The sequence below is a fragment of the Streptomyces sp. NPDC057307 genome, assembly GCF_042667665.1.
GTDB lineage: Bacteria > Actinomycetota > Actinomycetes > Streptomycetales > Streptomycetaceae > Streptomyces.
The window spans coordinates 18,227-39,667 of sequence record NZ_JBHUZM010000052.1; the positions used below are offsets into that span (position 1 = coordinate 18,227).

21 protein-coding genes and 1 riboswitch are annotated in these 21,441 nt (G+C 72.3%); of the genes, 9 read left to right on the forward strand and 12 right to left on the reverse strand.

The window, feature by feature from the left end; translation table 11 throughout:
- Positions 1-53 precede the first annotated feature (53 nt).
- Positions 54-119, forward strand: coding sequence for a DUF397 domain-containing protein (locus ACFUN8_RS19435; RefSeq protein ID WP_383638847.1), 66 nt, complete (start codon positions 54-56; stop codon positions 117-119).
- On the forward strand, positions 116-310 hold the full coding sequence (locus ACFUN8_RS19440; protein ID WP_383638782.1) for a DUF397 domain-containing protein: 195 nt from the start codon (positions 116-118) through the stop codon (positions 308-310). The genes ACFUN8_RS19435 and ACFUN8_RS19440 overlap by 4 nt, the downstream gene beginning before the upstream one ends.
- Before the next feature lie 45 nt (positions 311-355).
- Here the strand turns inward: ACFUN8_RS19440 and ACFUN8_RS19445 are convergent, their stop codons facing one another.
- On the reverse strand, positions 356-946 hold the full coding sequence (locus ACFUN8_RS19445) for a dihydrofolate reductase family protein (RefSeq protein WP_383638785.1): 591 nt from the start codon (positions 944-946) through the stop codon (positions 356-358).
- A 127-nt stretch (positions 947-1,073) separates the two neighbouring features.
- On the opposite strand from ACFUN8_RS19445, the gene ACFUN8_RS19450 reads away from it, so the two are divergent.
- The gene (locus tag ACFUN8_RS19450) at positions 1,074-1,535 is read left to right on the forward strand and encodes a pyridoxamine 5'-phosphate oxidase family protein (RefSeq protein ID WP_383638788.1); all 462 of its coding nucleotides are present in this window, start codon (positions 1,074-1,076) and stop codon (positions 1,533-1,535) included.
- Positions 1,536-1,601: 66 nt separating this feature from the next.
- Here ACFUN8_RS19450 and ACFUN8_RS19455 read toward each other — a convergent pair whose 3' ends face one another.
- On the reverse strand, positions 1,602-2,591 hold the full coding sequence (locus ACFUN8_RS19455; protein ID WP_383638790.1) for a GlxA family transcriptional regulator: 990 nt from the start codon (positions 2,589-2,591) through the stop codon (positions 1,602-1,604).
- A gap of 71 nt (positions 2,592-2,662) precedes the next feature.
- Here ACFUN8_RS19455 and ACFUN8_RS19460 point away from each other — a divergent pair, with 71 nt between their 5' ends.
- Positions 2,663-4,075, forward strand: coding sequence for an MFS transporter (locus tag ACFUN8_RS19460; RefSeq protein WP_383638792.1), 1,413 nt, complete (start codon positions 2,663-2,665; stop codon positions 4,073-4,075).
- Between the two features lie 138 nt (positions 4,076-4,213).
- Here the strand turns inward: ACFUN8_RS19460 and ACFUN8_RS19465 are convergent, their stop codons facing one another.
- Positions 4,214-5,320 carry a DUF2330 domain-containing protein gene (locus ACFUN8_RS19465; RefSeq protein ID WP_383638796.1) on the reverse strand — a complete coding sequence of 369 codons (1,107 nt, stop codon included), beginning with the start codon at positions 5,318-5,320 and terminating at the stop codon, positions 4,214-4,216.
- Between the two features lie 247 nt (positions 5,321-5,567).
- Here ACFUN8_RS19465 and ACFUN8_RS19470 point away from each other — a divergent pair, with 247 nt between their 5' ends.
- Together ACFUN8_RS19470 and ACFUN8_RS19475 are read left to right on the forward strand one after the other, a co-directional pair.
- Positions 5,568-7,697 (forward strand): bifunctional glycosyltransferase 87/phosphatase PAP2 family protein, encoded by a 2,130-nt coding sequence (locus tag ACFUN8_RS19470; protein ID WP_383638798.1) that lies wholly within the window; start codon positions 5,568-5,570, stop codon positions 7,695-7,697.
- 47 nt (positions 7,698-7,744) lie between these two features.
- Complete coding sequence (locus ACFUN8_RS19475) at positions 7,745-8,227, forward strand: GNAT family N-acetyltransferase (protein ID WP_383638801.1); 483 nt, start codon at positions 7,745-7,747, stop codon at positions 8,225-8,227.
- 63 nt (positions 8,228-8,290) lie between these two features.
- On the opposite strand, the gene ACFUN8_RS19480 is transcribed toward ACFUN8_RS19475, so the two are convergent.
- The 5 genes from ACFUN8_RS19480 to ACFUN8_RS19500 all read right to left on the reverse strand — a co-directional run bounded on the left by ACFUN8_RS19480 (position 8,291) and on the right by ACFUN8_RS19500 (position 14,108).
- Positions 8,291-9,187 (reverse strand): ECF transporter S component, encoded by an 897-nt coding sequence (locus ACFUN8_RS19480; protein WP_383638804.1) that lies wholly within the window; start codon positions 9,185-9,187, stop codon positions 8,291-8,293.
- On the reverse strand, positions 9,184-10,893 hold the full coding sequence (locus ACFUN8_RS19485) for an ABC transporter ATP-binding protein (RefSeq protein ID WP_383638807.1): 1,710 nt from the start codon (positions 10,891-10,893) through the stop codon (positions 9,184-9,186). Before ACFUN8_RS19485 ends, ACFUN8_RS19480 begins: the two co-directional genes overlap by 4 nt.
- The gene (locus tag ACFUN8_RS19490; RefSeq protein ID WP_383638850.1) at positions 10,890-11,963 is read right to left on the reverse strand and encodes an energy-coupling factor transporter transmembrane protein EcfT; all 1,074 of its coding nucleotides are present in this window, start codon (positions 11,961-11,963) and stop codon (positions 10,890-10,892) included. Before ACFUN8_RS19490 ends, ACFUN8_RS19485 begins: the two co-directional genes overlap by 4 nt.
- Positions 11,964-12,117: 154 nt before the next feature.
- Positions 12,118-12,792: an SCO2322 family protein gene (locus tag ACFUN8_RS19495; RefSeq protein ID WP_383638811.1), complete on the reverse strand. Its 675-nt coding sequence runs from the start codon at positions 12,790-12,792 to the stop codon at positions 12,118-12,120.
- Positions 12,789-14,108, reverse strand: coding sequence for a prenyltransferase/squalene oxidase repeat-containing protein (locus ACFUN8_RS19500; RefSeq protein WP_383638853.1), 1,320 nt, complete (start codon positions 14,106-14,108; stop codon positions 12,789-12,791). Before ACFUN8_RS19500 ends, ACFUN8_RS19495 begins: the two co-directional genes overlap by 4 nt.
- Before the next feature lie 180 nt (positions 14,109-14,288).
- Positions 14,289-14,361, reverse strand: a riboswitch (cobalamin riboswitch).
- A 389-nt stretch (positions 14,362-14,750) separates the two neighbouring features.
- Between ACFUN8_RS19500 and ACFUN8_RS19505 the strand changes: the two genes are divergently transcribed.
- The 3 genes from ACFUN8_RS19505 (at position 14,751) to ACFUN8_RS19515 (ending at position 17,985) form a co-directional block, all read left to right on the forward strand.
- Entirely contained in the window at positions 14,751-16,067 is a 1,317-nt protein-coding gene (locus tag ACFUN8_RS19505; RefSeq protein WP_383638814.1) for a glycosyltransferase family 4 protein, read from the forward strand.
- Between the two features lie 92 nt (positions 16,068-16,159).
- Positions 16,160-16,894, forward strand: a complete 735-nt coding sequence (locus ACFUN8_RS19510) for a methyltransferase domain-containing protein (protein ID WP_383638817.1) — start codon at positions 16,160-16,162, stop codon at positions 16,892-16,894.
- Positions 16,895-16,896: 2 nt separating this feature from the next.
- On the forward strand, positions 16,897-17,985 hold the full coding sequence (locus ACFUN8_RS19515; protein WP_383638856.1) for a prenyltransferase: 1,089 nt from the start codon (positions 16,897-16,899) through the stop codon (positions 17,983-17,985).
- 97 nt (positions 17,986-18,082) lie between these two features.
- On the opposite strand, the gene ACFUN8_RS19520 is transcribed toward ACFUN8_RS19515, so the two are convergent.
- The 4 genes from ACFUN8_RS19520 to ACFUN8_RS19535 all read right to left on the reverse strand — a co-directional run bounded on the left by ACFUN8_RS19520 (position 18,083) and on the right by ACFUN8_RS19535 (position 21,377).
- Positions 18,083-18,376, reverse strand: coding sequence for a hypothetical protein (locus ACFUN8_RS19520; RefSeq protein WP_382560060.1), 294 nt, complete (start codon positions 18,374-18,376; stop codon positions 18,083-18,085).
- Between the two features lie 124 nt (positions 18,377-18,500).
- Complete coding sequence (locus tag ACFUN8_RS19525) at positions 18,501-19,340, reverse strand: hypothetical protein (RefSeq protein WP_383638820.1); 840 nt, start codon at positions 19,338-19,340, stop codon at positions 18,501-18,503.
- Between the two features lie 338 nt (positions 19,341-19,678).
- Positions 19,679-20,656 (reverse strand): N-acetylmuramoyl-L-alanine amidase, encoded by a 978-nt coding sequence (locus ACFUN8_RS19530; RefSeq protein ID WP_383638823.1) that lies wholly within the window; start codon positions 20,654-20,656, stop codon positions 19,679-19,681.
- 31 nt (positions 20,657-20,687) lie between these two features.
- Entirely contained in the window at positions 20,688-21,377 is a 690-nt protein-coding gene (locus ACFUN8_RS19535; protein ID WP_383638826.1) for a class I SAM-dependent methyltransferase, read from the reverse strand.
- Positions 21,378-21,441 lie beyond the last annotated feature (64 nt).

Here is a 21,441-nt window from a genome sequence, read left to right on the forward strand (position 1 = left end):
GGTCGCCCGCCTTCGCTCAGGCGCACGGTGTCGTCCCCGTCCGGGACAGTAAGTTGGCCGACGGGCCCGTGCTTACGGTCTCGCCCGCGAGTTGGTGTGCTTTCGTGGCGGCGCTGTGAACGTCAAGTCGGCGCCGGAGAGTTGGGTGAAGTCCTCGTACAGCGGCCAGGACGGCGGTAACTGCGTGGAGTGGTCGCCCGCCTTCGCTCAGGCGCACGGTGTCGTCCCCGTCCGGGACAGTAAGTTGGCCGACGGGCCCGTGCTTACGGTCTCGCCCGCGAGTTGGCGGGCTTTCGTCGCCGCGTTGTGAAGGTCAGTGGGCCAACCGCTCGGTGACGACGCCGTAGCGGCAAGCTCAAGCAATGGCCCGGCGGCGGTAGGTGTTGATCAGGACGCCGGACGGTGTCGGTCGCGTGGTGGTGAGCGTGAGGCGGCGAGGGTTCCTGCCATCGGTGAAGAGCCGCTTTCCACTCCCCAGGACGAGAGGAAAGACAAGCAGCCGGTACTCGTCGACGAGGTCGTACTCGATCAGGGATCGCAGCAGCCCTCCGCTGCCCAGCACCACCGTCTCGGTCTCGGACGCGGCCTTGACCCGGCTGACCTCCTCCGCCAGATCGGCGCCGAGCAGGGTGGAGTTCGCCCACGTCAGGTCCCTGAGGGTGTGCGAAGCCACGTACTTCGGCATCGCGTTCATCGCGGCCACCGCAGGGTCGTTCATGTCGGCATACGGCCACGTGGCGGCGAAGATCTCGTACGTCCTGCGGCCCAGGAGCAGGGCTCCGGCGCCGGCCGTGGCCTCGCTCATGAACCGTTCCACCACCTCGTCGACGTAAGGCAGTACCCAGCCGCCTCGATCGAACCCGCCGTCCCGGTCCTCGTCCGCCGAGAGGACCGATTGCATGACACCGTCCAGCGATACGAAGTTGATCACGGCCAGTTGTCCCATGTGCTGCTCCCATCCAGGTTCTTGTCTCAACGATGTTGACCACACGCGGGAGCCGAACTCATCGGTCGCCGGGAGTAGGTCCTGCGCCTCAGGCGCGCTGCGGGCCCGCTGACTAGGGTCGGTGCTCATGGAGACTTCGGGAATTGTCGGTCGCCGGACGGCGGAGCGGGTGCGTGATGCTCTGGAGCGGCTCGTTGCCGAACGGGACGTGTGGGTGTCGACGGCTCACCCCGAGCACGGGCCGCACCAGGTGCCGCTGTGGTTCTTGTGGGACGGGCGGGCGGTGTGGATGTGCACCGGCGCCGCTTCCGTGATCGCCCGGAACCTCCGTGCGGAGCCGCGCGTGCGTCTGGCGCTGCCGGACACCTTCGACGTGGTGCTTCTGCAGGGTGAGGCGGAGTGCTTTCCCGACCAGGAGGTGCCCGGAGGCGCGGCGGAGGCGTTCGCCGCGAAGTTCGGGTGGGATCCGCGCGTGGAGGAGGGAGCCTTTCTGTATGTACGTGTGGTCCCGAGGACCGTGCGCGCTTGGCGCGGCACGCCGGAACTGCGCGGGAGAGTCGTCATGCGCGACGGGATCTGGCTGGAGTAGCGAACACCCTGCGCGCGCGTCGCCTTCGGGGCGGGAAAGCCGTGCCGTACGCGCCGTGCCGTACCGCTACCCCGCCTTGTCCACGCGGAAGGCGCGCCGGTAGGCGGCCGGTGTGGTGCGTAGCGCCTCGTGGAAGCGGCGGCGGAGGTTGACGGCCGAGGAGAGGCCGACCCGGTGCGCGATGGTTTCCACCGGCAGGTCGGTCTCCTCCAGCAGCGCCCGGGTGGCGGCGATCCGGCGGTCCAGCAGCCAGCGTCCGGGGCTGATGCCCAGTTGCTCGGTGAAGCGGCGGGTCAGCGTGCGGGCCGAGACCTGGGAGTGGACCGCCATCTCGGCGACGCTGACCGGCTGGTCCAGCCGTCCGGTCAGCCAGTCCAGCAGCGGGGCCAGCGAGTCGGCGACCGGGCCGGAGGTGGGCAGTTCGGCGTACTGCAGCTGGCAGCCCTCGCGGTGCGGCGGCATCACCATCTGCCGGGCGATCCGCATCGCGTACGCGGCGCCCTGGTCGGCGCTCACCAGGTGCAGGCACAGGTCCACGCCGGCCGCCGCACCGGCGCTGGTGGCGACGTCGCCGTGGTCCACGTAGAGCACGGCGGGGTCGACCCGGACATGCGGGAAGCGGGTGGCCAGTTCGGCGGCCCGCGCCCAGTGAGTGGCGGCCCGCCGGCCGTCCAGCAGTCCGGCGGCGGCCAGTACGAAGGCGCCCGAGCAGAGGCTGACGATCCGCGCGCCGCGCTCGTGCGCCCGGCGGACCGACGCGACCAGCGCCGCCGGCACCTCCGTGCCGGGCGCCTGGTGCCAGCCGGGGATCAGCACCGTGTCGGCGCGCTCCAGCGCGTCCAGGCCCGCCGTGACCAGCAGGTCGTAGCCGGCCTGGGTGGGGACCGGGCCGGGGTGTTCCGTACAGACCTCGAACGCGTAGTGGGTGGGGATCGCCGGACCGTGGTCGCCGAACACCTCGGTCGCGCAGGCCAGCGCGAAGGTCGACTGCGGCGGCTGGAGGAGCGCCACGACCCGGTGCGGCGCGGGGGACTTCGGCGGCGGACGCTGGGGCATGGCGCGAAAGTACCCCATCATGTCGTTCGAGACACTGGGGTGGCCGATTGGTCCGAACCAGTATCGGTGCGGTGACCACCACGCAGGTACGACCCCAGACCGCCCGGCCCCCGTTGTGGGACCGGCGTTTCACGCTCTTCTTCGTCGCCCGCACGGTCTCGCAGGTCGGCGACGCGATGATGCCGGTGGCCGCCGCGCTCGCGGTCGGCGCGCTGTACGGGATCTCCGGGGTCGGCTTCGTCCTCGGCACCTGGACCGGGACGTTCGTCGTCCTGGTGCTGTTCGGCGGGGTGTTCGCCGACCGGTTCGGCGCGCGCCGGATGATGGTCGGCGCGGACCTCGTCCGGGTGCTCACCCAAGGTGTGCTGGCTGTCGCGTTCTTCGCCGGGCCGCCGCCGTTCTGGCTGCTGGTGACGATGGCGGCGCTGGCCGGTGCGGCCGTCGCGATGTTCCTGCCGGGGATGAACGGGATGGTTCCGCTGGTCTCCCGCGAGCCGCAGCGCGCCAACGCCACGCTGAAGGTGGCCGACGCGCTCGCCCACCTGATCGGCCCGGCCCTGGCGGGGCTGCTGATCGCGTTGACCGGGGCCGGGACCGTGTACGCGATCGACGCGGGCACCTTCCTGCTCAGCGCCCTGTGCCTGGCGCTCATCCGGCTCGCTCCGGACGCCGCGCCCACGGACGCCCCGGCCGACGCGTCCCCGGCCGACGCGCCCACGGACACCCCTGCCGCCGACTCCGCTGTCCGCTCCGGCGGTTCACTCCGTCGCGACCTGCGCCAGGGCTGGCGGGAGTTCCGCGCACGCACCTGGATGTGGGCGGTGATCCTGATCTGGATGGGCTACGGCGTGCTGGTCTTCGGCCCGCTCGTACCGCTCAGCTCGGCGCTCATCGGCTCCCGGCTCGGCCCCGACGCCTACGGCCTGGCGGTCTCCTTCCTCGGCGTCGGAACGGTGGTCGGCGGCCTGCTGGCGCTACGGCTGCGCCCGGCCCGGCCGCTGGCCGCCGGTGCGGTGGCGATGGCGGTGTACACCGTGCTGCCGCTCTGCGTGGCGCTGGACGCCGGTCTGCCGGTGCTGCTGGCGGGGCACGCGCTCGGCGGCGGGGCCTTGGCGTTCTGGTCGGTGATGTGGGCGACCAGCGTGCAGACCCACACCCCGCCGGCGGTGCTCAACCGGGTCTCCGCGTACGAGTTGGCCGGCTCGGTCTCGGGGATCGCGCTCGGCCAACTGCTGGCGGGCCCGGCCCTCGCAGTGGCCTCGCCGGGGCGGCTGCTGCTGGTGTCGGCGGGCGCCGGCCTGGTGGGCTGCGTGGCACTGTTCGCGATCCCGGCGATCCGTACGCTGCGACGCGCCCCGTCGACGGACGGCGGGAAGCCGCACGCGGGCGCGGGCGCGCCGGACGGCCGGGAGGGTTGGGACGGTTCAAACGGCCAGGACGGTTCAAACGGCCGGGCCGGCCAGGCCGGTCGGGACGGGGACTGAGCGTCACCGACCTGGGTCTGTAGAACGCGCCGGGGAGCCCGGCCTCCCCGGCCGATTTCGCCGCCCGCCGCGACCGCCGCGACCGCCGACCGCCGCGACCGCCGTGACCGCGCCGCCCGGAAGCGACTTTCGACGGCCTCACCTCGGCGGCAGCGGGACGCCGTCCGCCCGGCGTCGTACCCGTAGCACCGCCCCGCCCACCACCAGCAGCATCAGCACCACGAACACGCTCCCCACCGTCGCCAGCCACGCCGGGACGCCCGCGAACATGCGCAGTTCGTCGTCGTAGTACACCTCCCGGTACGGGGTGTCCGACGCCGTCGCGCGCAGTTCGTGGTCCGCGTCGATGCGTTCGGGGCGGGGGAAGTACTGGTCGATCGCCGTGAGGAACGGCCGCCCCGCGCCCGCCAGTTCGCCCAGCGCCGGTGAGTCCCCGGCCGAGATCCGGCCCGCGAAACGGACCTCCGGCCTGTCCCCGCCGATCGAGGCGCGCGGTTCCATCCGGTGGTCGGCCAGCACGTACAGGCCCAGCGACTGCGGCTGGTCCGCCAGGCGGGAGAGGCGCATCGGGTAGATCAGGCGGTCGCTGGCGAAGCTCAGGCGCAGCGGGTCGAGCGTGCCGGCCAGGGTCGCGTTCGCGTCCTCCGGGGCCAGCCGGACCGCGACGTACTCCCACTTCCGGTCCACGTACGGCTGGAGCCCCGTCGCGAGATCCGACGGGAGTTCGAAGCCGTTCGATTCGAGCCAGTCGCGCAGCGCGTCGGGGTCCGTCGCCGTCAGGCGGGCCACGTCGAAGTCGCCGAGGCGTTCGCGGCCGACGACTCCGACCGGGGGCGCCCCGGCGCCCGGCGGCGGCGCGCCGGCCGACGTGCCGTCGCCGTCCGAGGCGAACGGCCAGTCGTCCTCGCGTGGCCAGAAGTAGTGACGGGTACGACGCTCCGGCTCCGTGAGGTCGTCGAGTTCGCCGAAGAGATCCGGATCGCCCAGTTCCACGTCCGCGCGGCTCGGCACCGGCATGATCCACGCGGCCTCCGGCGCGTTCCCGTTCACCGTGAAACGCATCACGATCTGCTCCGTGGCGCCGTCCCAACGGACCACCGACGTCTCCCTGTCGACCCCCATCGTGGCCTGCCGGCCCGGCACCATCGCGCCGCAGCCGCACGCGTACGCCGGTGCGATCAGCGACCCCAGTTGCGTCAGCAGCACCGCGCACACCACCAGAAATGCCCGTTGAGCTTTTCGCATCCCCCGTACCCCCCGAAACCCGTGTCGCGTCGCGCCGTCCCCCGGCGCGTCAACCCAACGCCTCAGACGGCCTGTCCCACCGGTGCGGTTCCTGGTGCCGACTGTGGTGTCATCGGTGCTTTCATCGGCATTTGGACAAAACAGGGATGACACTCAGGCGAAGAGGGGGTTGCCTGAGTCTCCACAGTGGGGGAATGCGAGGCTCATGACCCAGGGTCGAGGGTTGGAAGCGGAGGGTCGGCGCGGCGTGGCGAATGCGGAGCAGGGTGTGCGGGGCAGTACGGCGACAGGGAGCGGATTCGGGGCGGCGGCGAACGGGTACGGCGTCGCACGCGCCCTGCTCTGGGCACTGGCGGCCGGTCTCGCCGTACGGCAGGCGGTGGCCGTCCTACGGCTGCCCCCCGGCGAGCGGCTGCTCGATCTGGAGACCTGGATCGGGGAGAACGGCGTACTGCATGTGTCGGGCTCGCTGTACGAGAGCGGGAAGTTCACCGGCACGCCCTTCGCCGGCCTGGTGCTCAAACCACTCGGACGGGCCGCCGAACAGGCCCTCGGTGTCGCCTGGACCCTCGGCACACTGCTGCTCGTCGTCGCCCTCGGCGTCGTCGCGGCGCGCGCCCTGCCGGGCACGGTCTCACGCCGTACGCGACTGCTCGCCGCCCCGGTCGCGATCAGCCTGCTCATGCTGTCCCTGCCGGTCCGCAACAGCTTCCATCTGGGCCAGACGAGCATAATCCCGGTGCTGCTGGTCCTGCTCGGCTTCTTCGCCGTCCGCGGCGACCGGGGCGAACCCGGCCCCGGCATCCTCATCGGTCTCGGCGCCGCCCTCCAGCCCGCCGTGCTGCTCTTCGCCCCGTTGCTCTGGCTGACGGGCCGCAGACGCCAGGCCCTCACCACGGTCGGCACCTTCGCGGCCTGCACGGCCGTCGCCTGGGTGGCGATGCCGAGCGACACCTGGACATACGTCACCCGCCACCTGGCGGGCGCGGGCCTCGGTGAGAGCCCCGACAGCCTCGCCAACCAGTCCCTGCACGGCGCGCTCCTGCGGGCCGGCCTCGAAGGGCCGCTGGAGATCGCGCTGTTCGTCGTGCTGGCCGCCACCGTCTGCTTCCTCGGGCTGCGCCGCGCGGCGCGCTACGCCTTGGACGGACAACTGCTGCTGGCCGTCGCGATCACCGGCTGTGTGGCCGTCGCGGTCTCGCCCACCGCCTGGCAGCACCAACTGGTGTGGATACTGCTCGCGCTCGTCGGCCGGGTCGGCAAGCGCGCCTCCGACCGGCCCGTGTGGCCCGTCGTCGTGGTGATAGTCATGACGCTGCCGGGCACGATGATGCTGCCCAACATGAGGCTCCTGCACCCCGTGCGGGACAACGTGCTGCTGATCACGGCCCTGGCCGCCGCCTGCGCCGTACCGTTCCTTATGCGTACGTCGCCGTTCTTCGCGCGGCCGATTCCGACCACGTACGCGAAGCCCGTCGCCGCGCGCTGGAGACGCGTCCCGCTCGCGCCGTTCTGGCGGCGGCTCGTCAGCCGGCCGAACCTGCTGCTCGAACTCCTCGCCATCCGCGTCGGCTACTCCGTCTACTCGCACATCCGGGCCGCCGCCACCGGCGGGCGCGAGGCCGCCGAGTCGCACGCGCACCAGGTCATCGCCATCGAGGAAGCCCTCGGCATCGACATCGAGCGGTGGGTCAACCACGCGGTGGTGAAGGCGAAGTGGGCGGAAGGATTCTTCGACTTCTACTACACGTCGTTCCACTTCGTGGTGCCGCTCGTCATCCTCGCCGTCCTGTACGTACGCCGGCCCGCCGACTACCGCTGGGCACGCGCCTCGCTCGCCTTCGCCACACTGCTCGCGCTGCTCGGCTTCTGGCTCTACCCGCTCGCGCCGCCGCGCCTGATGCCGGGCCTCGACTACATCGACACCGTGCACGGCCCGCAGGACCTCGCGAACCCCGACTACGGCCCGATGACCACCATCACCAACCAGTACGCGGCGATGCCGTCGCTGCACTTCGGCTGGTCGCTGTGGTGCGGGATCGTGATCGTGCTCCTCGCGCCCAAGCTGTGGATGAAGCTCCTGGGGCTGCTGCACCCGCTGTTCACGGTCTGCGCGATCGTCGCCACCGCCAACCACTGGGTGCTGGACGCGGCGGGCGGAGCGGTCGTCGTGGGCGTGGGCTTCACCCTCACGTACGTCCTGTCGGGGCCGCGCCGGCTGCAGGGGGCGGCCCCGCCGTCGCCGCTGATGCCATGGCCCTGGCGGAAGGCCGCGGAGCCGGAGGCGGAGAGTCCGGACGGGAAGGGGCCGGGCGACATGACCGCGCCGGGGGTGCGGGACGGGGGTACGAAGTCGGCCGCGCGACAGATCACTTGAGGAAAATCAGTTGATCGGGAGTTGATGGGGAGTCCTATCGTTCCCGTATGACGACGACCGCGCTCCGGCTGGAGAAGATCACCCCCGACAACTTCGAGGCCGCGATCGGCGTGCGGGTCCGTCCCGACCAGCAGCATCTGGTCGCCCCGGTCACGAAGTCCCTCGCCGAGGCGTACGTCCACCAGGACACCGCCTGGCCCCGGCTCATCCTGGACGGAGACCGGGTCGTCGGCTTCCTGATGGCCTTCCTCGACATCGACTTCGCGGGTGACGGCACGGGCAAGGACATCCGCTCGGGACTGTGGCGCCTCAACATCGCGGCCGGTGAACAGGGGCGTGGGTACGGCCGCTTCGCGGTCGAGTCCGTGGCCGCCGAGATCCGCCGCCGGGGCGGCACCAAGCTGACCGCCACCTGGGAGCCCGGTGAGGACGGGCCCGAACCCTTCTACCTGGGGCTCGGATTCCGGCTGACGGGGGAGACGAGCGGCGGCGAGACGGTGGGGGAGCTGGAGTTGGAGACGGTCTCCTGACGTCGGTCCTCACCTGGTCCTCAACCGGTCCTCAACCGGTCCTCACCGCGCCGATGCGGGGGCTCAGGGCGTACGAGCCCCCGCCGGCTCCTCGAAGGCGGCCTCCGCGTCGAACGCGGCCCGTCGCGTCGCCCGGCGCAGCGCCTTGAGGACCGTGGCGCCGATCGTCAGTGTCAGTACGACGGTGAGCACCGCACGGCCCAGGTCCCAGCCGAACGACGTCGCCGCGCAGTACGCGAGGAAGCGCACCAGGTTCTCGTGGACCGGGTCGCCGGGCTGGAACGAGATCCCGGACGACAGCCCGCCGATGTAGGTCCAGCCCTGCAGATTCATGATCGTGCCGTACGCGAACGCGGCCACGCCCCCGTACGCCGCGAGCATCAGCAACTCCCCGCGCCCGCGCAGCCGGTCCGGGCCCGGCAGCAGGCCCGCGCCCATCGTGAACCAGCCCATCGACAGCATCTGGAACGGCATCCACGGCCCGACGCCGCCCGTCAGCAGCGCGGACGCGAACATGGTGACCGAGCCCAGGACGAAGCCGAAGCCGGGGCCCAGCACCCGGCCGCTCAGGACCATCAGGAAGAACATCGGCTCCAGGCCCGCCGTCCCCGCGCCGAGCGGACGCAGCGCGGCGCCGACGGCGGCCAGCACGCCGAGCATGGCGACCGCCTTGGCGTCCAGGCCGGAGTCGGCGATCGTCGCGACGACGACGGCCACCAGGAGCGGGAGCAGTACGGCGAACAGCCAGGGCGCGTCCTGGGAGTGGGCGAGCCCGGAGGCGGAGTCGGCGAGCAGCGGCCAGCCGAAGGCGATGACGCCGATCGCGCTGACGAGGGTGAGCGCGGCGACGGAGCGGGGACCGAGGCGTACGGCGCGGGCCTGGGGGTCGGGCCGGGGCGGCTGGGCGGCGGCGGGGGCCTCGGGATCGGCGGGGGTCCGGCAGTCCGGCCGGGTGGTCATGTCGGGTCCTTGGCGACGGTGGCGAGCGCTCGTCGTACCTGAGAGACCGTCAGCCACTCCTGCGGCGCCACGATCTTCGCGACCTGCGGCGCGAACGCCGGTGAGGAGACGACCACTTGGGAGGTCGGCCCGTCGGCGACGATCTCGCCGTCGGCCAGGATCACCACCCGGCGCGCGAGTTCGGCGGCCAGCTCCACATCGTGGGTCGCCAGCACGATCGCGTGCCCCTCGGACGCCAGCGCGCGCAGCACGTCCACCAGGCGGGCCTTCGCCGCGTAGTCGAGACCGCGCGTCGGCTCGTCCAGGAGCAGCAGCGGGGGCCGGCCCGTCAGTACGATCGCCAGCGCCAGGGCCAGCCGCTGCCCCTCCGACAGGTCACGCGGGTGTGTCCCGTCGGGCACGTGCGGCAGCAGCTCGTCGACCAGCGCGCGGCAACTGCCCGGCACGGCGCCCGCGTCGATGTCCGCCGCCGCGCACTCGGCGGCGACCGTGTCCGCGTACAGCAGGTCGCGCGGCTCCTGCGGGACCAGCCCGACCTGGCGGATCAGCTCGCGCGGACGCGTACGGTGCGGGGTGTGCCCGCCGACGGTGACGGAGCCGGACGAGGGCTCGACCAGGCCGACGAGGGTGGCGAGCAGGGTGGACTTGCCCGCGCCGTTACGTCCCATGAGCGCGACGGTCTCGCCGGGGGTGACGGTGAGGTCGATGCCGCGCAGCGCCTCGATCCGGCCGCGAAGGACGGACAGGCGGGTGACGGCCGCGACGTCGGTGGCCGACGTGGGTCGCGGGCGGCGGTGCAGCAGGCGGCCGAGGGCGGTACGGGGAGTGCCGGGCCGGGCCGGCGGCGCGGTGGTTTCCGAGGCCGGTTCGCTCGCCGACGGGGGCGCCGTTGTGGCGAGTCGGTCGCGCAGGTCGCCCGCGCGGCGGCGGGCGTCCCGTACGGACAGCGGCAGCGGGTCCCAGCCGGCCAGTCTGCCGAGCGCCACCACCGGCGGGTACACGGGGGAGACGGCCATGATCCGTTCAGGCTCGCCGACGACCGGCGTCTCGCCCGGCCCGGGGAGGAGGATGACCTGGTCCGCGTAGTGCACGACCCGCTCCAGCCGGTGTTCGGCCATCAGCACGGTCGTCCCCAGGTCGTGCACGAGGCGTTGCAGCACGGCCAGCACCTCCTCGGCGGCCGCCGGGTCGAGCGCGGACGTCGGCTCGTCCAGGACCAGCACCTTGGGGTGCGGTGTGAGCACCGAGCCGATCGCGACGCGCTGTTGCTGGCCGCCGGAGAGGGTGGCGATCGGGCGGTCGCGCAGCTCGGCCAGGCCGAGCAGGTCCAGGGTCTCCTCGACGCGGCGCCGCATCACGTCGGGGGCCAGGCCCAACGACTCCATGCCGTAGGCCAGTTCGTCCTCGACCGTGTCGGTGACGAAGTGGGCGAGCGGGTCCTGGCCCACCGTGCCGACGAGATCGGCGAGTTCGCGGGGCTTGTGGGTGCGGGTGTCGCGGCCGTCGACCGTGACCCGGCCGCGCAGCCTGCCGCCGGTGAAGTGCGGGACGAGCCCGGACACCGCGCCCAGCAGGGTGGACTTGCCGACGCCGGAAGGGCCGACGAGCAGCACCAACTCGCCCTCGGGGACGGTGAGATCGACCCCCTGCAGGGCGGGGGCCGGTGCGTCGGCGTAGGTCACCGACACCTGCTCGAACCGGATCACCGGGACTTCTCCTTGGGAGTGTTGAGGGGCGGCAGGGGTGCGACGAAGGCCGGGAGCAGGCCGAGCAGGATGCCCGCGGCGGGCCAGAGCGGCAGACCGGGTGTCACGAGCGGTACGACTCCGGGGTGCAGCCCCTCAGGGTCGTACGCGCTCGCCCGGATCATCAGCGCGGCGACCGCCGCGCCGGATCCCGCGACGAGCCAGGCCCGGACGCCCCACAGGTCGGGGCGGTAGCGCGTACGGACCGAACGGCGCCCGCCGAGCCGCAGACCGGCGAGCGCGGCGACGAGCCCGAGGCCGAGGACGGGCAGGCCGTAGACGGCGCCCTCGGCGGCGAGGAGGCCGTACGTGCCCGCGCAGACACCGAGGAGACCGCCGAGCGTGAGCACGGTGGTGGTGTGGCGAACCGCGGGCGGTACGGCGGCCGTCCGGCCGTAGCCCCGCGCGTCCATCGACGCGGCGACGGCGACGGACCGCTCCAACGCGCCCTCCAGGACCGGCAGTCCGATCTGGAGGACGGCCTTCACCCCGCCGGTCGTACGGCCGCGCAGCCGGCGGGCGGTGCGCAGCCGCAGGACGTCGGCGACCATGTTCGGCGCGAAGGTCATGGCGACGACGACGGCGACACCCGCCTCGTACAGGGCGCCCGGGAGGGACTTGAGCAGTCTGGCCGGGTTGGCGAGCGCGTTCGCCGCGCCCACGCAGATGAGGAGCGTGGCGAGCTTGGCGCCGTCGTACAGGGCGAAGACCAGTTGCTCGGCCGTCACCCGGCCCCCGATCCGGATGCCCTTCGCCCAGTCGGGCAGGGGCGCCTCGGGCAACGTCACGACCAGATGGGTGCCGGGGATCGGCGAGCCGAGGAACGCGGAGAAGACGAGCCGCACGACGATGACGGCGAGCCCGAGCTTGACGAAGGCCACGTACGACCGGGCCCACGGCGCGTCGGTCCGCCGGGCGGCGACGACGTAGCCGGCCACGCCGACGAGGAGCCCGAGGAGCAGCGGATTGGTGGTCCGCGAAGCGGCCACGGCCAACCCGAGCGCCCACAACCACCAGGCCCCGGCATGCAGGGCGTTGCTCCGGCTGGCACGGGGCGCGCGGAGGGACCCACCACGTGCCTCCGGCCGACTGCGGGCAGCTCGGCTGCCCCGGTCCGCGCCCGAGGTCGCTTCCGGTGGCGGGGGTGAATTCGTCCCGCGAGCCCGGTGGCCTCCGGCGGGCCGGTCAGTCGCGGCGACGGCGGGCCTGCCAGATGGCGGCCGTGGCGAGGGTGAGTACCGCCGCGGCTCCGGCGAGGATGCCGACCGACGGGGTGTCTCCGCCGTCCTCGTCGGCCTTCTGGAGGCCGCCCGTGGCGCGGGAAGCCGTCGGGGTCGGGGTCGGGCCGGTGTCCGGGATCGGTTCGCCGCAGCCCGACTTCGGGTAGCCCGTGATCCCGCACAGCAGCGCGTCGCTGTTGTAGCGCAGCGGCTTCGCCACCGCCGCCAGCGCGTCCGCGCTCGTCGCCTCCGTGTCCACCCGCGCGCACGCGGCGAGCGGCGCCGGTGGCCTCTCGCCGTCCGGGGCGTCCGCCTCCGTGCCCGGGTCGACGACCACCGCGACGCGCTTGCTGCCGGACTTCGCGGGTGTGGACCCGCAGACAGCCGTGAAGTCCGGTGTCTCACGGGGCTTCGCCGCGTCCTGGCTGTCCGCGCTGACCGCGAAGCGGAAACCGTTGACCGCGCCGTCGGCGGGGCGGGCGAGCGCCGGTCCCTGCGTGGCGTACGTCCAGGCCGCGCCGTCGTTCTCCCAGAACGACCAGTAGCGATAGCCGGCCGCGTGGGCCGTCCCCGCGCCCGGCAAGGTCAGCGCGCCGGTGAACGCGAGCAGGACGGCGGCGAGGGAGACGACTCGCCTCATGACCGGCGCCGCTTCGCCCGCATGACGAACAGCGTCCGGATCGCCGCCACGGCCACGAGCCCGACGGCGATCGTCCACAGGTTCCCGGACATGCTGCTCTTCTCCGCCTTCTGCTCCGCCAGCACCTTCTGCTGCTCCTCGGTCGTCAGCGGCTTGGGCCCGATCCACTTGGGCGCGGGCCCCGTCGCGTTGAGCGCCTTGACCAGGTCGGTGCCGCCGAACGTACGCGGATCGGTGCTCGTCGTATGCGCGGCGAAGATCAACTGGGCGTACGCGGCGGGGCCGTTCTCCTTCGCCCAGGCGGCCGAGTTCTTCTCCAGCCACTTCATCGAGGCCGCCGCCTGGTCGCCGTACCCCGCCGTCGTCAGCGCGACGACCGCGTCCGCCGTGTTGCCGTAGTCCGGCAGCGGCGCGGAGTCCTCGGCGCCGGGCATGGGCGGCTGGTCGAGATGGCCGGTCCTGGCGAGCGCCTTCACCAGATACGAGGCGCCGTTGCGCGCCGCGCGCTCCGGCGTGAGCGGGTGCAGGTCCTGGCAGACGGGCGCCGGGCCGGGCTCGACGCCCGTCGTGACCATCCGCTTCCCGACGCCGCCGAGCAGACCGGCGGCCGTGGCATCGGCGTTGGGGAGCAGTTTGCCGGACTTGTCCGGCTGGTAGCCGAACGCGCCGCCGCCCTCCTTCGCGTCGCAGGGGATCGCGAAGCCGATCAGCGCCTGGTACGGGGACCGGCCCTCCGTCGACAGCCTCTTGACCACCGGGGCACCGCCCGAGGCCAGTGCTCCTATCACCAGCGCCGTGGAGTTGGCGTCGCTGGGAGCGCCCGCGCTGTAGCCCCAGCCACCGTCCTCGTTCTGCGCGGAGGCGAGCCAGCTCATGCCGTTGTTCATGGCGTCGGGGTACTTCACGAGCGCGGCCAGTGTCTGTACGGCGGCGGCGGTCGAGTTGGTGTCGACGACCGTCGTCGCGTCGCACGGCTTCGTGGGGTCGGGGCGGTACGCCGGGAAGGCGCCGCTGTCGCACTGCTGGCCGAGCAGCCACTTGACGGCGGACTTGGCGGGCATGACGTTCACGGCGCGCTGCGCCAGCATCGCGAGGGACTGCCGCCAGACGCCGTCGTAGGTCGGGTCCGTGGCGCCGTACATCCCGGCGGGGAGCTTGACCGGCGGTGGGGCGGGTGCGGCGGGAGCGGCGGGCGCCCGCGCGTCGGCGGAGGCGGCCGGGGCGGCCGAGGCCGCGGAGGGGACGGCGGCCACGCACAGGACGGCGAATGCGGCGCACGCGGCTGCGCTGCGCGCCGCGCGGCGGCGAACGGTGATCATGGCGGGTGGAGCCTCTCCTGCGGGAATGCGGAATGCGGAATGCGGTAGGCGAACTGCGATTGCGGGAACGCGGGATCCGGGCAGGCACGCTGAGGCACCAGGCTCCGGCTCCGTATGCCTCGACGGTGCCGGCCACCGGCGGTTTCCGGTGGCGCGAGCCGGTCACGTCCGCGTCCGGGGTGGTCCGACTCGCCGCCTGCGAGGGCGGCTCACGGTTGCGGGTCAGTGCCGGATTCGCACCGGCTTCCCCCCGTACGGGCATGATGACGACGCGCTCACTCTACCGGCCGCTTTTCGGCCGCCCCGGACACCGCCCCGACGCCGCCGCCGGCTCCACCGGTCCCGCCCGGATGTCGCTTTCGTCCCCGATCGCCGGACGGGGCGACAGGTGCCCCACGGAAGACCGGCGACGAGCGGCGACTGACGCACCGTCAGAAACCAGGTCGACCTACCGTGTCCGGCCCGCACCGCACGGGCCCGTCGTGGCGCGAATCACCACGGTCCGCCCCTCTGCACATCCTTACCTGCCGGTAGATTCGAGGTTCGCTGTGTCCTCCCGTCCACCCGACGGGAACTTGTTCCGGATTGACGCGAGCGGTTACGCTCCGGCGAAAGTGAAGTGAGAAGTGAGGGCCGAGAGTGACCGCTGAGGCCATAGAGGCGGGTACCCCCGCGGGGCCCGGGGCCACCTCCGGCGCGCCGGACCGGCCGCTGCGCATCGCGCTCCTCAGCTACAAGGGCAACCCCTTCTGCGGCGGCCAAGGCGTCTACGTACGACACCTCTCGCGCGAGCTGGCCCGCCTCGGGCACAGCGTCGAGGTCATCGGCGCCCAGCCCTACCCCGTACTCGACGAAGGCGTCCCGCTCACCGAACTCGGCAGTCTCGACCTCTACCGGCAGCCCGACCCGTTCCGGACACCGAAGCGCGGCGAGTACCGCGACTGGATCGACGCCCTCGAAGTCGCCACCATGTGGACCGGCGGCTTTCCCGAGCCGCTGACCTTCTCGCTGCGGGCCCGCCGTCATCTGGCCGCCCGCCGGGGCGAGTTCGACGTCGTCCACGACAACCAGACGCTCGGCTACGGGCTCCTCGGCGACCTCGGCGCCCCCCTCGTCACCACCATCCATCACCCCATCACCGTCGACCGGCAGTTGGAGATCGACGCCGCCGACGGGCGGCGCGCCCGCGCCTCCGTACGCCGCTGGTACGCCTTCACCCGTATGCAGAAGCGCGTCGCGCGCCGGCTGCCCGCCGTGGTCACCGTCTCCGGGACCTCGAAGCAGGAGATCACCGACCACCTCGGTGTGCGGCCCGACCGTATCCGGGTCGTCCATATCGGCGCCGACACGGGCCTGTTCTCGCCGGACCCCGCCGTACGGGAGATACCGGGCCGGATCGTCACCACCTCCAGCGCCGACGTACCGCTCAAGGGCCTGATCCATCTCGTCGAGGCGCTGGCCAAGCTGCGTACGTCGAATCCGGCGGCCCATCTCGTCGTGGTCGGCAAGCGCGCCGAGGACGGGCCGGTCTACCGGGCCATCGAGAAGTACGGGCTCGGCGACGCCGTCCGGTTCGTCAAGGGCATCTCCGACGCCGAACTGGTCGACCTCGTGCGCGGCGCCCAGATCGCCTGCGTGCCGTCCCTGTACGAGGGCTTCTCGCTGCCCGCCGCCGAGGCCATGGCCACCGGCACCCCGCTCGTCGCCACCACCGGCGGTGCGATCCCCGAGGTCGCGGGGGCCGACGGCGAGACCTGTCTGGCCGTGCCGCCCGGCGACGCGGACGCGCTGGCCGGCGCGCTCAACAGGCTGCTCGACGACCGGGAGTTGCGCGAGCGGCTGGGTGCCGCGGGGCGTGAGCGGGTGCTGAGCCGGTTCACCTGGGCGCGCGCCGCCGAGGGCACCGTCGAGCTGTACCGCGCGGCCGTCGCCGCCCGCGCGGGGGCGGCGCGCTGATGGGGCCCTCGGCCCGGCCGCGGCTCCTTCTCCGTCCCTCGACCTTCTGACCCACTCCGTGTCCTCCACCCCGACCGCGAAAGCAGGAACCCGTGCTGACCGTGGACTTCTCCCGTTTCCCGCTCGCCGCCGGCGACCGGGTGCTCGATCTGGGGTGCGGCGCGGGCCGGCACGCCTTCGAGTGCTACCGGCGCGGTGCCCAGGTCGTGGCCCTCGACCGGAACGGTGCGGAGATCCGCGAGGTCGCCACGTGGTTCGCCGCGATGAAGGAGGAAGGTGAGGCGCCACCCGGCGCCACCGCCACCGCGATGGAGGGGGACGCGCTCAACCTCCCCTTCCCCGACGAGTCCTTCGACGTCGTGATCATCTCCGAGGTCATGGAGCACATCCCCGACGACAAGGGCGTACTCGCCGAGATGGTCCGTGTCCTGCGGCCCGGCGGCCGGATCGCCGTGACCGTGCCCCGGTACGGCCCCGAGAAGGTCTGCTGGACGCTCTCCGACGCGTACCACGAGGTCGAGGGCGGCCATATCCGCATCTACAAGGCCGACGAACTCCTCGGCAGGATGCGGGAGGCCGGGCTCAGGCCGTACGGCACCCATCACGCGCACGCCCTGCACTCGCCGTACTGGTGGCTCAAGTGCGCCTTCGGCGTGGACAACGACCAGGCGCTGCCCGTCCGCGCGTACCACAAGCTGCTCGTCTGGGACATCATGAAGAAGCCCTTCGCGACCCGCTTCGCCGAGCAACTGCTCAACCCGGTCGTCGGCAAGAGCTTCGTCGCCTACGCCACCAAGCCGCACCTGCCGACGGCGGAGGGCAAGTGACGTTGCCCGGTCGCGGCCCCGACCGCACCGAACACCTCGTCCTGCCCGGTGTTCTGACGGCGGATCAGGCCGACGAGACCGTCGCGGGCATCCTCGCGGTGCAGCGCCCCGACGGCGCCATCCCCTGGTTCCGAGGCCACCACCTCGACCCGTGGGACCACACCGAGGCCGCCATGGCGCTCGACGCGTCCGGTGAACACGAGGCCGCGGCGCGCGCGTACGAGTGGCTGGCACGGCATCAGAACGAGGACGGGTCCTGGTACGCCGCCTACGACGACGGCGAGGCCGCCCGGCCCACCGACCTGAGCCGAGAGACCAACTTCTGCGCCTATCCCGCCGTCGGGGTCTGGCACCACTATCTGGCCACCGGCGACGAGGCGTTCCTCGACCGGATGTGGCCCGTCGTGCACTCCGCCGTCGAGTTCGTCCTGGCGCTCCAGCGGCCCGGCGGGCAGATCGGCTGGAAGCGCGAGGCCGACGGCACCGCCGTCGACGAGGCGCTGCTGACCGGCAGTTCGTCCGTGCACCAGGCGCTGCGCTGCGCGCTCGCCATCGCGGAGGAGCGCGAAGAGGCCCAGCCCGACTGGGAGTTGGCGGCCGGATCGCTGGGGCACGCGATCCGCGAGCACCCCGAACGGTTCCTCGACAAGAGCCACTACTCGATGGACTGGTACTACCCGGTCCTCGGCGGAGCGATGACCGGGCCGCAGGCGAAGGCCCGGATCGAGGAGGGCTGGGACCGCTTCGTCGTTCCCGGACTCGGGGTGCGCTGTGTGCTGCCCAACCCGTGGGTCACCGGCGGCGAGAGCTGTGAACTCGCCATGGCGCTCTGGGTGGTGGGCGAGTCCGACCGGGCGCTGGACGTACTCCAGTCCATCAGGCATCTGCGCGCGGACGGCGGCATGTACTGGACGGGCTACGTCTTCGAGGGCGAGAAGGCCGTCTGGCCCGAGGAGTTGACGAGCTGGACGGCGGCGTCACTGCTGCTGGCCGTGGCCGCGCTCGGGGGGGACGAGGCGACCACGGCGGTTTTCAGCGGTGAGAGGCTGCCGTCCGGACTTGAGCCGGACTGCTGCGAACAGGGCGGCTGAGAGCCGGTGCCGGCGCATCCGATCAGTCGCCGACGGCGCATTCGATCAGTGGCCGATCAGTTGCCGATGGAGCGTCAGGCTGGATGCTGACGGAGCGTCAGACCCGACGGATCCGGCCGGCCAGTGCGTGGCCGATGAACAGGTAGACCACGGCCGCGAGACCGTAACCGCACACCACCCGCGCCCATGCCTCGTCGAAGGTGAACAGGTCGTAGGACCAGCCGGCGAGCCAGCGCGCCGCGTCCTGGACGAAGTTCACCAGGTCGTTGGCGCGGTTGGCGTCCAGCAGGTACATCAAAATCCACAGGCCCAAGATGAAGGCCATGACATCCGCGATCACTATGAGGATCGTGGCTGCTGCGCTGCTTCCACTGCGTTGACGTGAGGCCATGACGTCCGTGTTGCCGCTTCGGAGCGAGTGAAACCCTTACCTGACCCACATGCTGTGTCTGGTACGCCGACGGCCCCCCGCCCGGTGGGGCGAGGGGCCGCGGTGGTGCGGGTGTGCGCGCCGGTCAGCCGCGCTGGATGCCGGTCGTGTCCTGGAGCAGACCGCGACGGCCGTCCTGTGTCTGGGCGACCAGACCCGGACCGCGCTGCTCGACGGCCAAGTACCACGTACCGGGCGCGAGTTCGGCGATCGGGGACGGCGAGCCGTCCTCGCCGTACAGGGGACGGGCCACCGGCACGGCGAACCAGAACGGCTCGAAGTTACCGGCGGGCGCGCCGTCCTGCTTCTGGCCCGGGGCCCCCGGCTGTCCGCCCTGCGAGGGCTGGCCGGGACCGGGCTGACCCGGCTGGGGGCCGCCGTACGCGGGCTGCGGCTGACCCGGCTGGCCACCGTACGGCTGCTGCTGGGCGCCCGGGTAGCCGTAACCCTGGCCGGGGTGGCCCGGCTGGCCGTACGGCGAGGCGACCTGCGGCTTCGGGGCGCCGACGAGGGGCGCCTTGAGTGCGGGAACGAGCGGGGTGGCGACCGCGCCCGCGGCGAGAACGATCGTGGAGAGCAGGCCGAGGATCATGCCGGCGCCCGCGTTGTCCGCGTCGATGATGTTCCAGAACGCCGTCCACAGGGCGAAGACGGTCAGGGCGACACCGAACTGACCGAGGTCCAGACCGGCCACCTTCCGGCCCGGCATGGCGCGTCCGACGACGATGAGCGCAGCGCCGATGATTCCGGCGATGAACATGCTCATCAGAAGGCCGAGTGCGTCCCAGGCGTTCGAGCTGAAGTTCGAGCAGTCGACGCCCTGCGGGCAGTCGATACCGATCAGGTCGAGGAACGAGGCGATGAACAGCACCACCGCTGCTCCGATCACCACGCCATCGCCTCGTGTGAGGGAGCGGATGTTCACGTGAAAAGTCCTTCGTAGATCGTCTCGTCGGGGCGGTCGCCACCGGCGCGAGGGCGACGGTGCGAAGTGCGAAGCTCGGGGGCGGCTCCCTATCGTACGGATGAATCTACCGTCTGCCCGAGCGGGTCGTCTTCTCGGTTCCGGGCCACCTCGTGAGAGGACAACGGCAAGCCCTCCAACGGTTGCGGGAGTGCGCGCCGAAGAATCGATCGCGGTCTTTTCGTTGTGAATCCGTTGCCGTTTCCCGGCTGTTCGGACGGTGTTCCCGAGGCGTTACCGCCAGTTGTCTCTGCCGGGTGTGCCCGTCCGGCGTTCCCGTCGCCGTTCCCGCCGTGCCGCTATCGCTTCAGGAAACTGCTGATGCCGTCGGCCATTCCCCGCGCCGCCTTCTGGCGCCAGTCGGCGCTCGACAGCAGGGCGATGTCCTTGGAGTCCCGCATGTTGCCGCACTCGATGAAGACCTTGGGCACGGTCGACAGATTCAGTCCGCCGAGGTCGTCGCGGACATCAAGTCCCGTGCCGTCGCCGACGTAATTGGAAGGGGCGCTTCCGGTCGCGCGTACGAAATTGCCCGCGACGCGTTCGCCGAGATCGCGCGAGGGCGCGACGATCTTTGTGGTGTCGGCCCCGCCCGACTTCACCAGCGCGGGAAGGATGACATGGAAGCCGCGGTTGCCGACGCCCGAGCCGTCCGCGTGGATGGAGATGACGGCATCCGCCCCGGCCTTGTTGCCGATTTCCGCACGCTCGTCCACACAGGGTCCCCATGGACGGTCGTTCTCGTGTGTGAGTTTCACCGTCGCGCCCTCTTTACGGAGGAGAGTGCGGAGGCGCTGTGAAACATCGGCGGTGAATTCGGCCTCGGTGTAACCGGCGTTGCCCGCGGTGCCCGTGGTGTCGCATTCCTTGCGGTTGGTTCCGATGTCCACGAGCTTGTTGATCTCGGTGGTGTGCTTGAAGTTGCCCGGGTTGTGCCCGGGGTCGATGACGACGATCCGTCCCGTGAGCGGCCCCTCGCCGGGAGCGGGGCGCGCGTCGCCCGGTGCGCCGTCGTCGCCCGGAGCGGACTTCGACGGGGACGGCGACGGCGACTTCGAAAGGTCCGGCCTCGGCTCGGGGCCGGGGGAGCCGGGCCGCTCGGCGGGGGCGGACGCACTCGCGGCCCGGGCGGGGGCCCCGTCGTCGGATCCGCCGGTGGCCTGCCAGATCATCCACCCGGCGAACGCGCCGGGCACCAGGGCGCCGATCGCGAGCACGAGGGCGGTCCGCGGGATCCGGCGGCGGGGGGCGGGGGAGTGGCTTTCGTCGTACGACACCCGGCGATGCTAGTCCGTGCGGGACGGAGCGTCAGGTTCCGGCGCCGGTACGTCGCAGGACTCGTAGAGACTCGTACGTCGAGACCTCGGCGAACGCGCCGGACGCCAGCGCCCGCAGCCACACCCGGTACGGGGCCTGCCCGCCGTCCGCCGGGTCGGGGAACACGTCGTGGACGACCAGCAGCCCGCCCTCCGCGAGATGCGGTGCCCAGCCCTCGTAGTCACCGTTCGCGTGCTCGTCGGTGTGACCGCCGTCGATGAACACCAGGCCCAGCCGGCCGTCCCAGACCGCCGCGACCTGTGGGGAGCGGCCGACCAGCGCCACGACATGGTCTTCGAGACCGGCCGCGTGCAGCGTGCGGCGGAAGGACGGCAGGGTGTCCATCCGGCCCACCTCGGGGTCGACGACCGCCGGGTCGTGATACTCCCAGCCGGGCTGCTGCTCCTCGCTGCCGCGGTGGTGGTCGACGGTGAGCGCGGTGACACCGGCCGCGCGGGCGGCGTCGGCGAGCAGGATCGTCGAACGGCCGCAGTACGTGCCGACTTCGAGCAGCGGCAGCCCGAGGGCGGCGGCCTCGGTGGCGGCGGCGTACAGCGCGAGACCCTCACCCCTCGGCATGAAGCCCTTGGCGGACTCGAAGGCCGCGAGGACGTCGGGGGAGGGGGAGGGGGTGGGGGCGCTTGCCGGGGTCGGTTCGTACGGGGCGGTCCCGGCGGTCATGTGTTCCTCCTGAGTGGTGCGCGTGGTGCGTGTGTGCGGTGCGGTGTGCTCATGCTGCCGTACG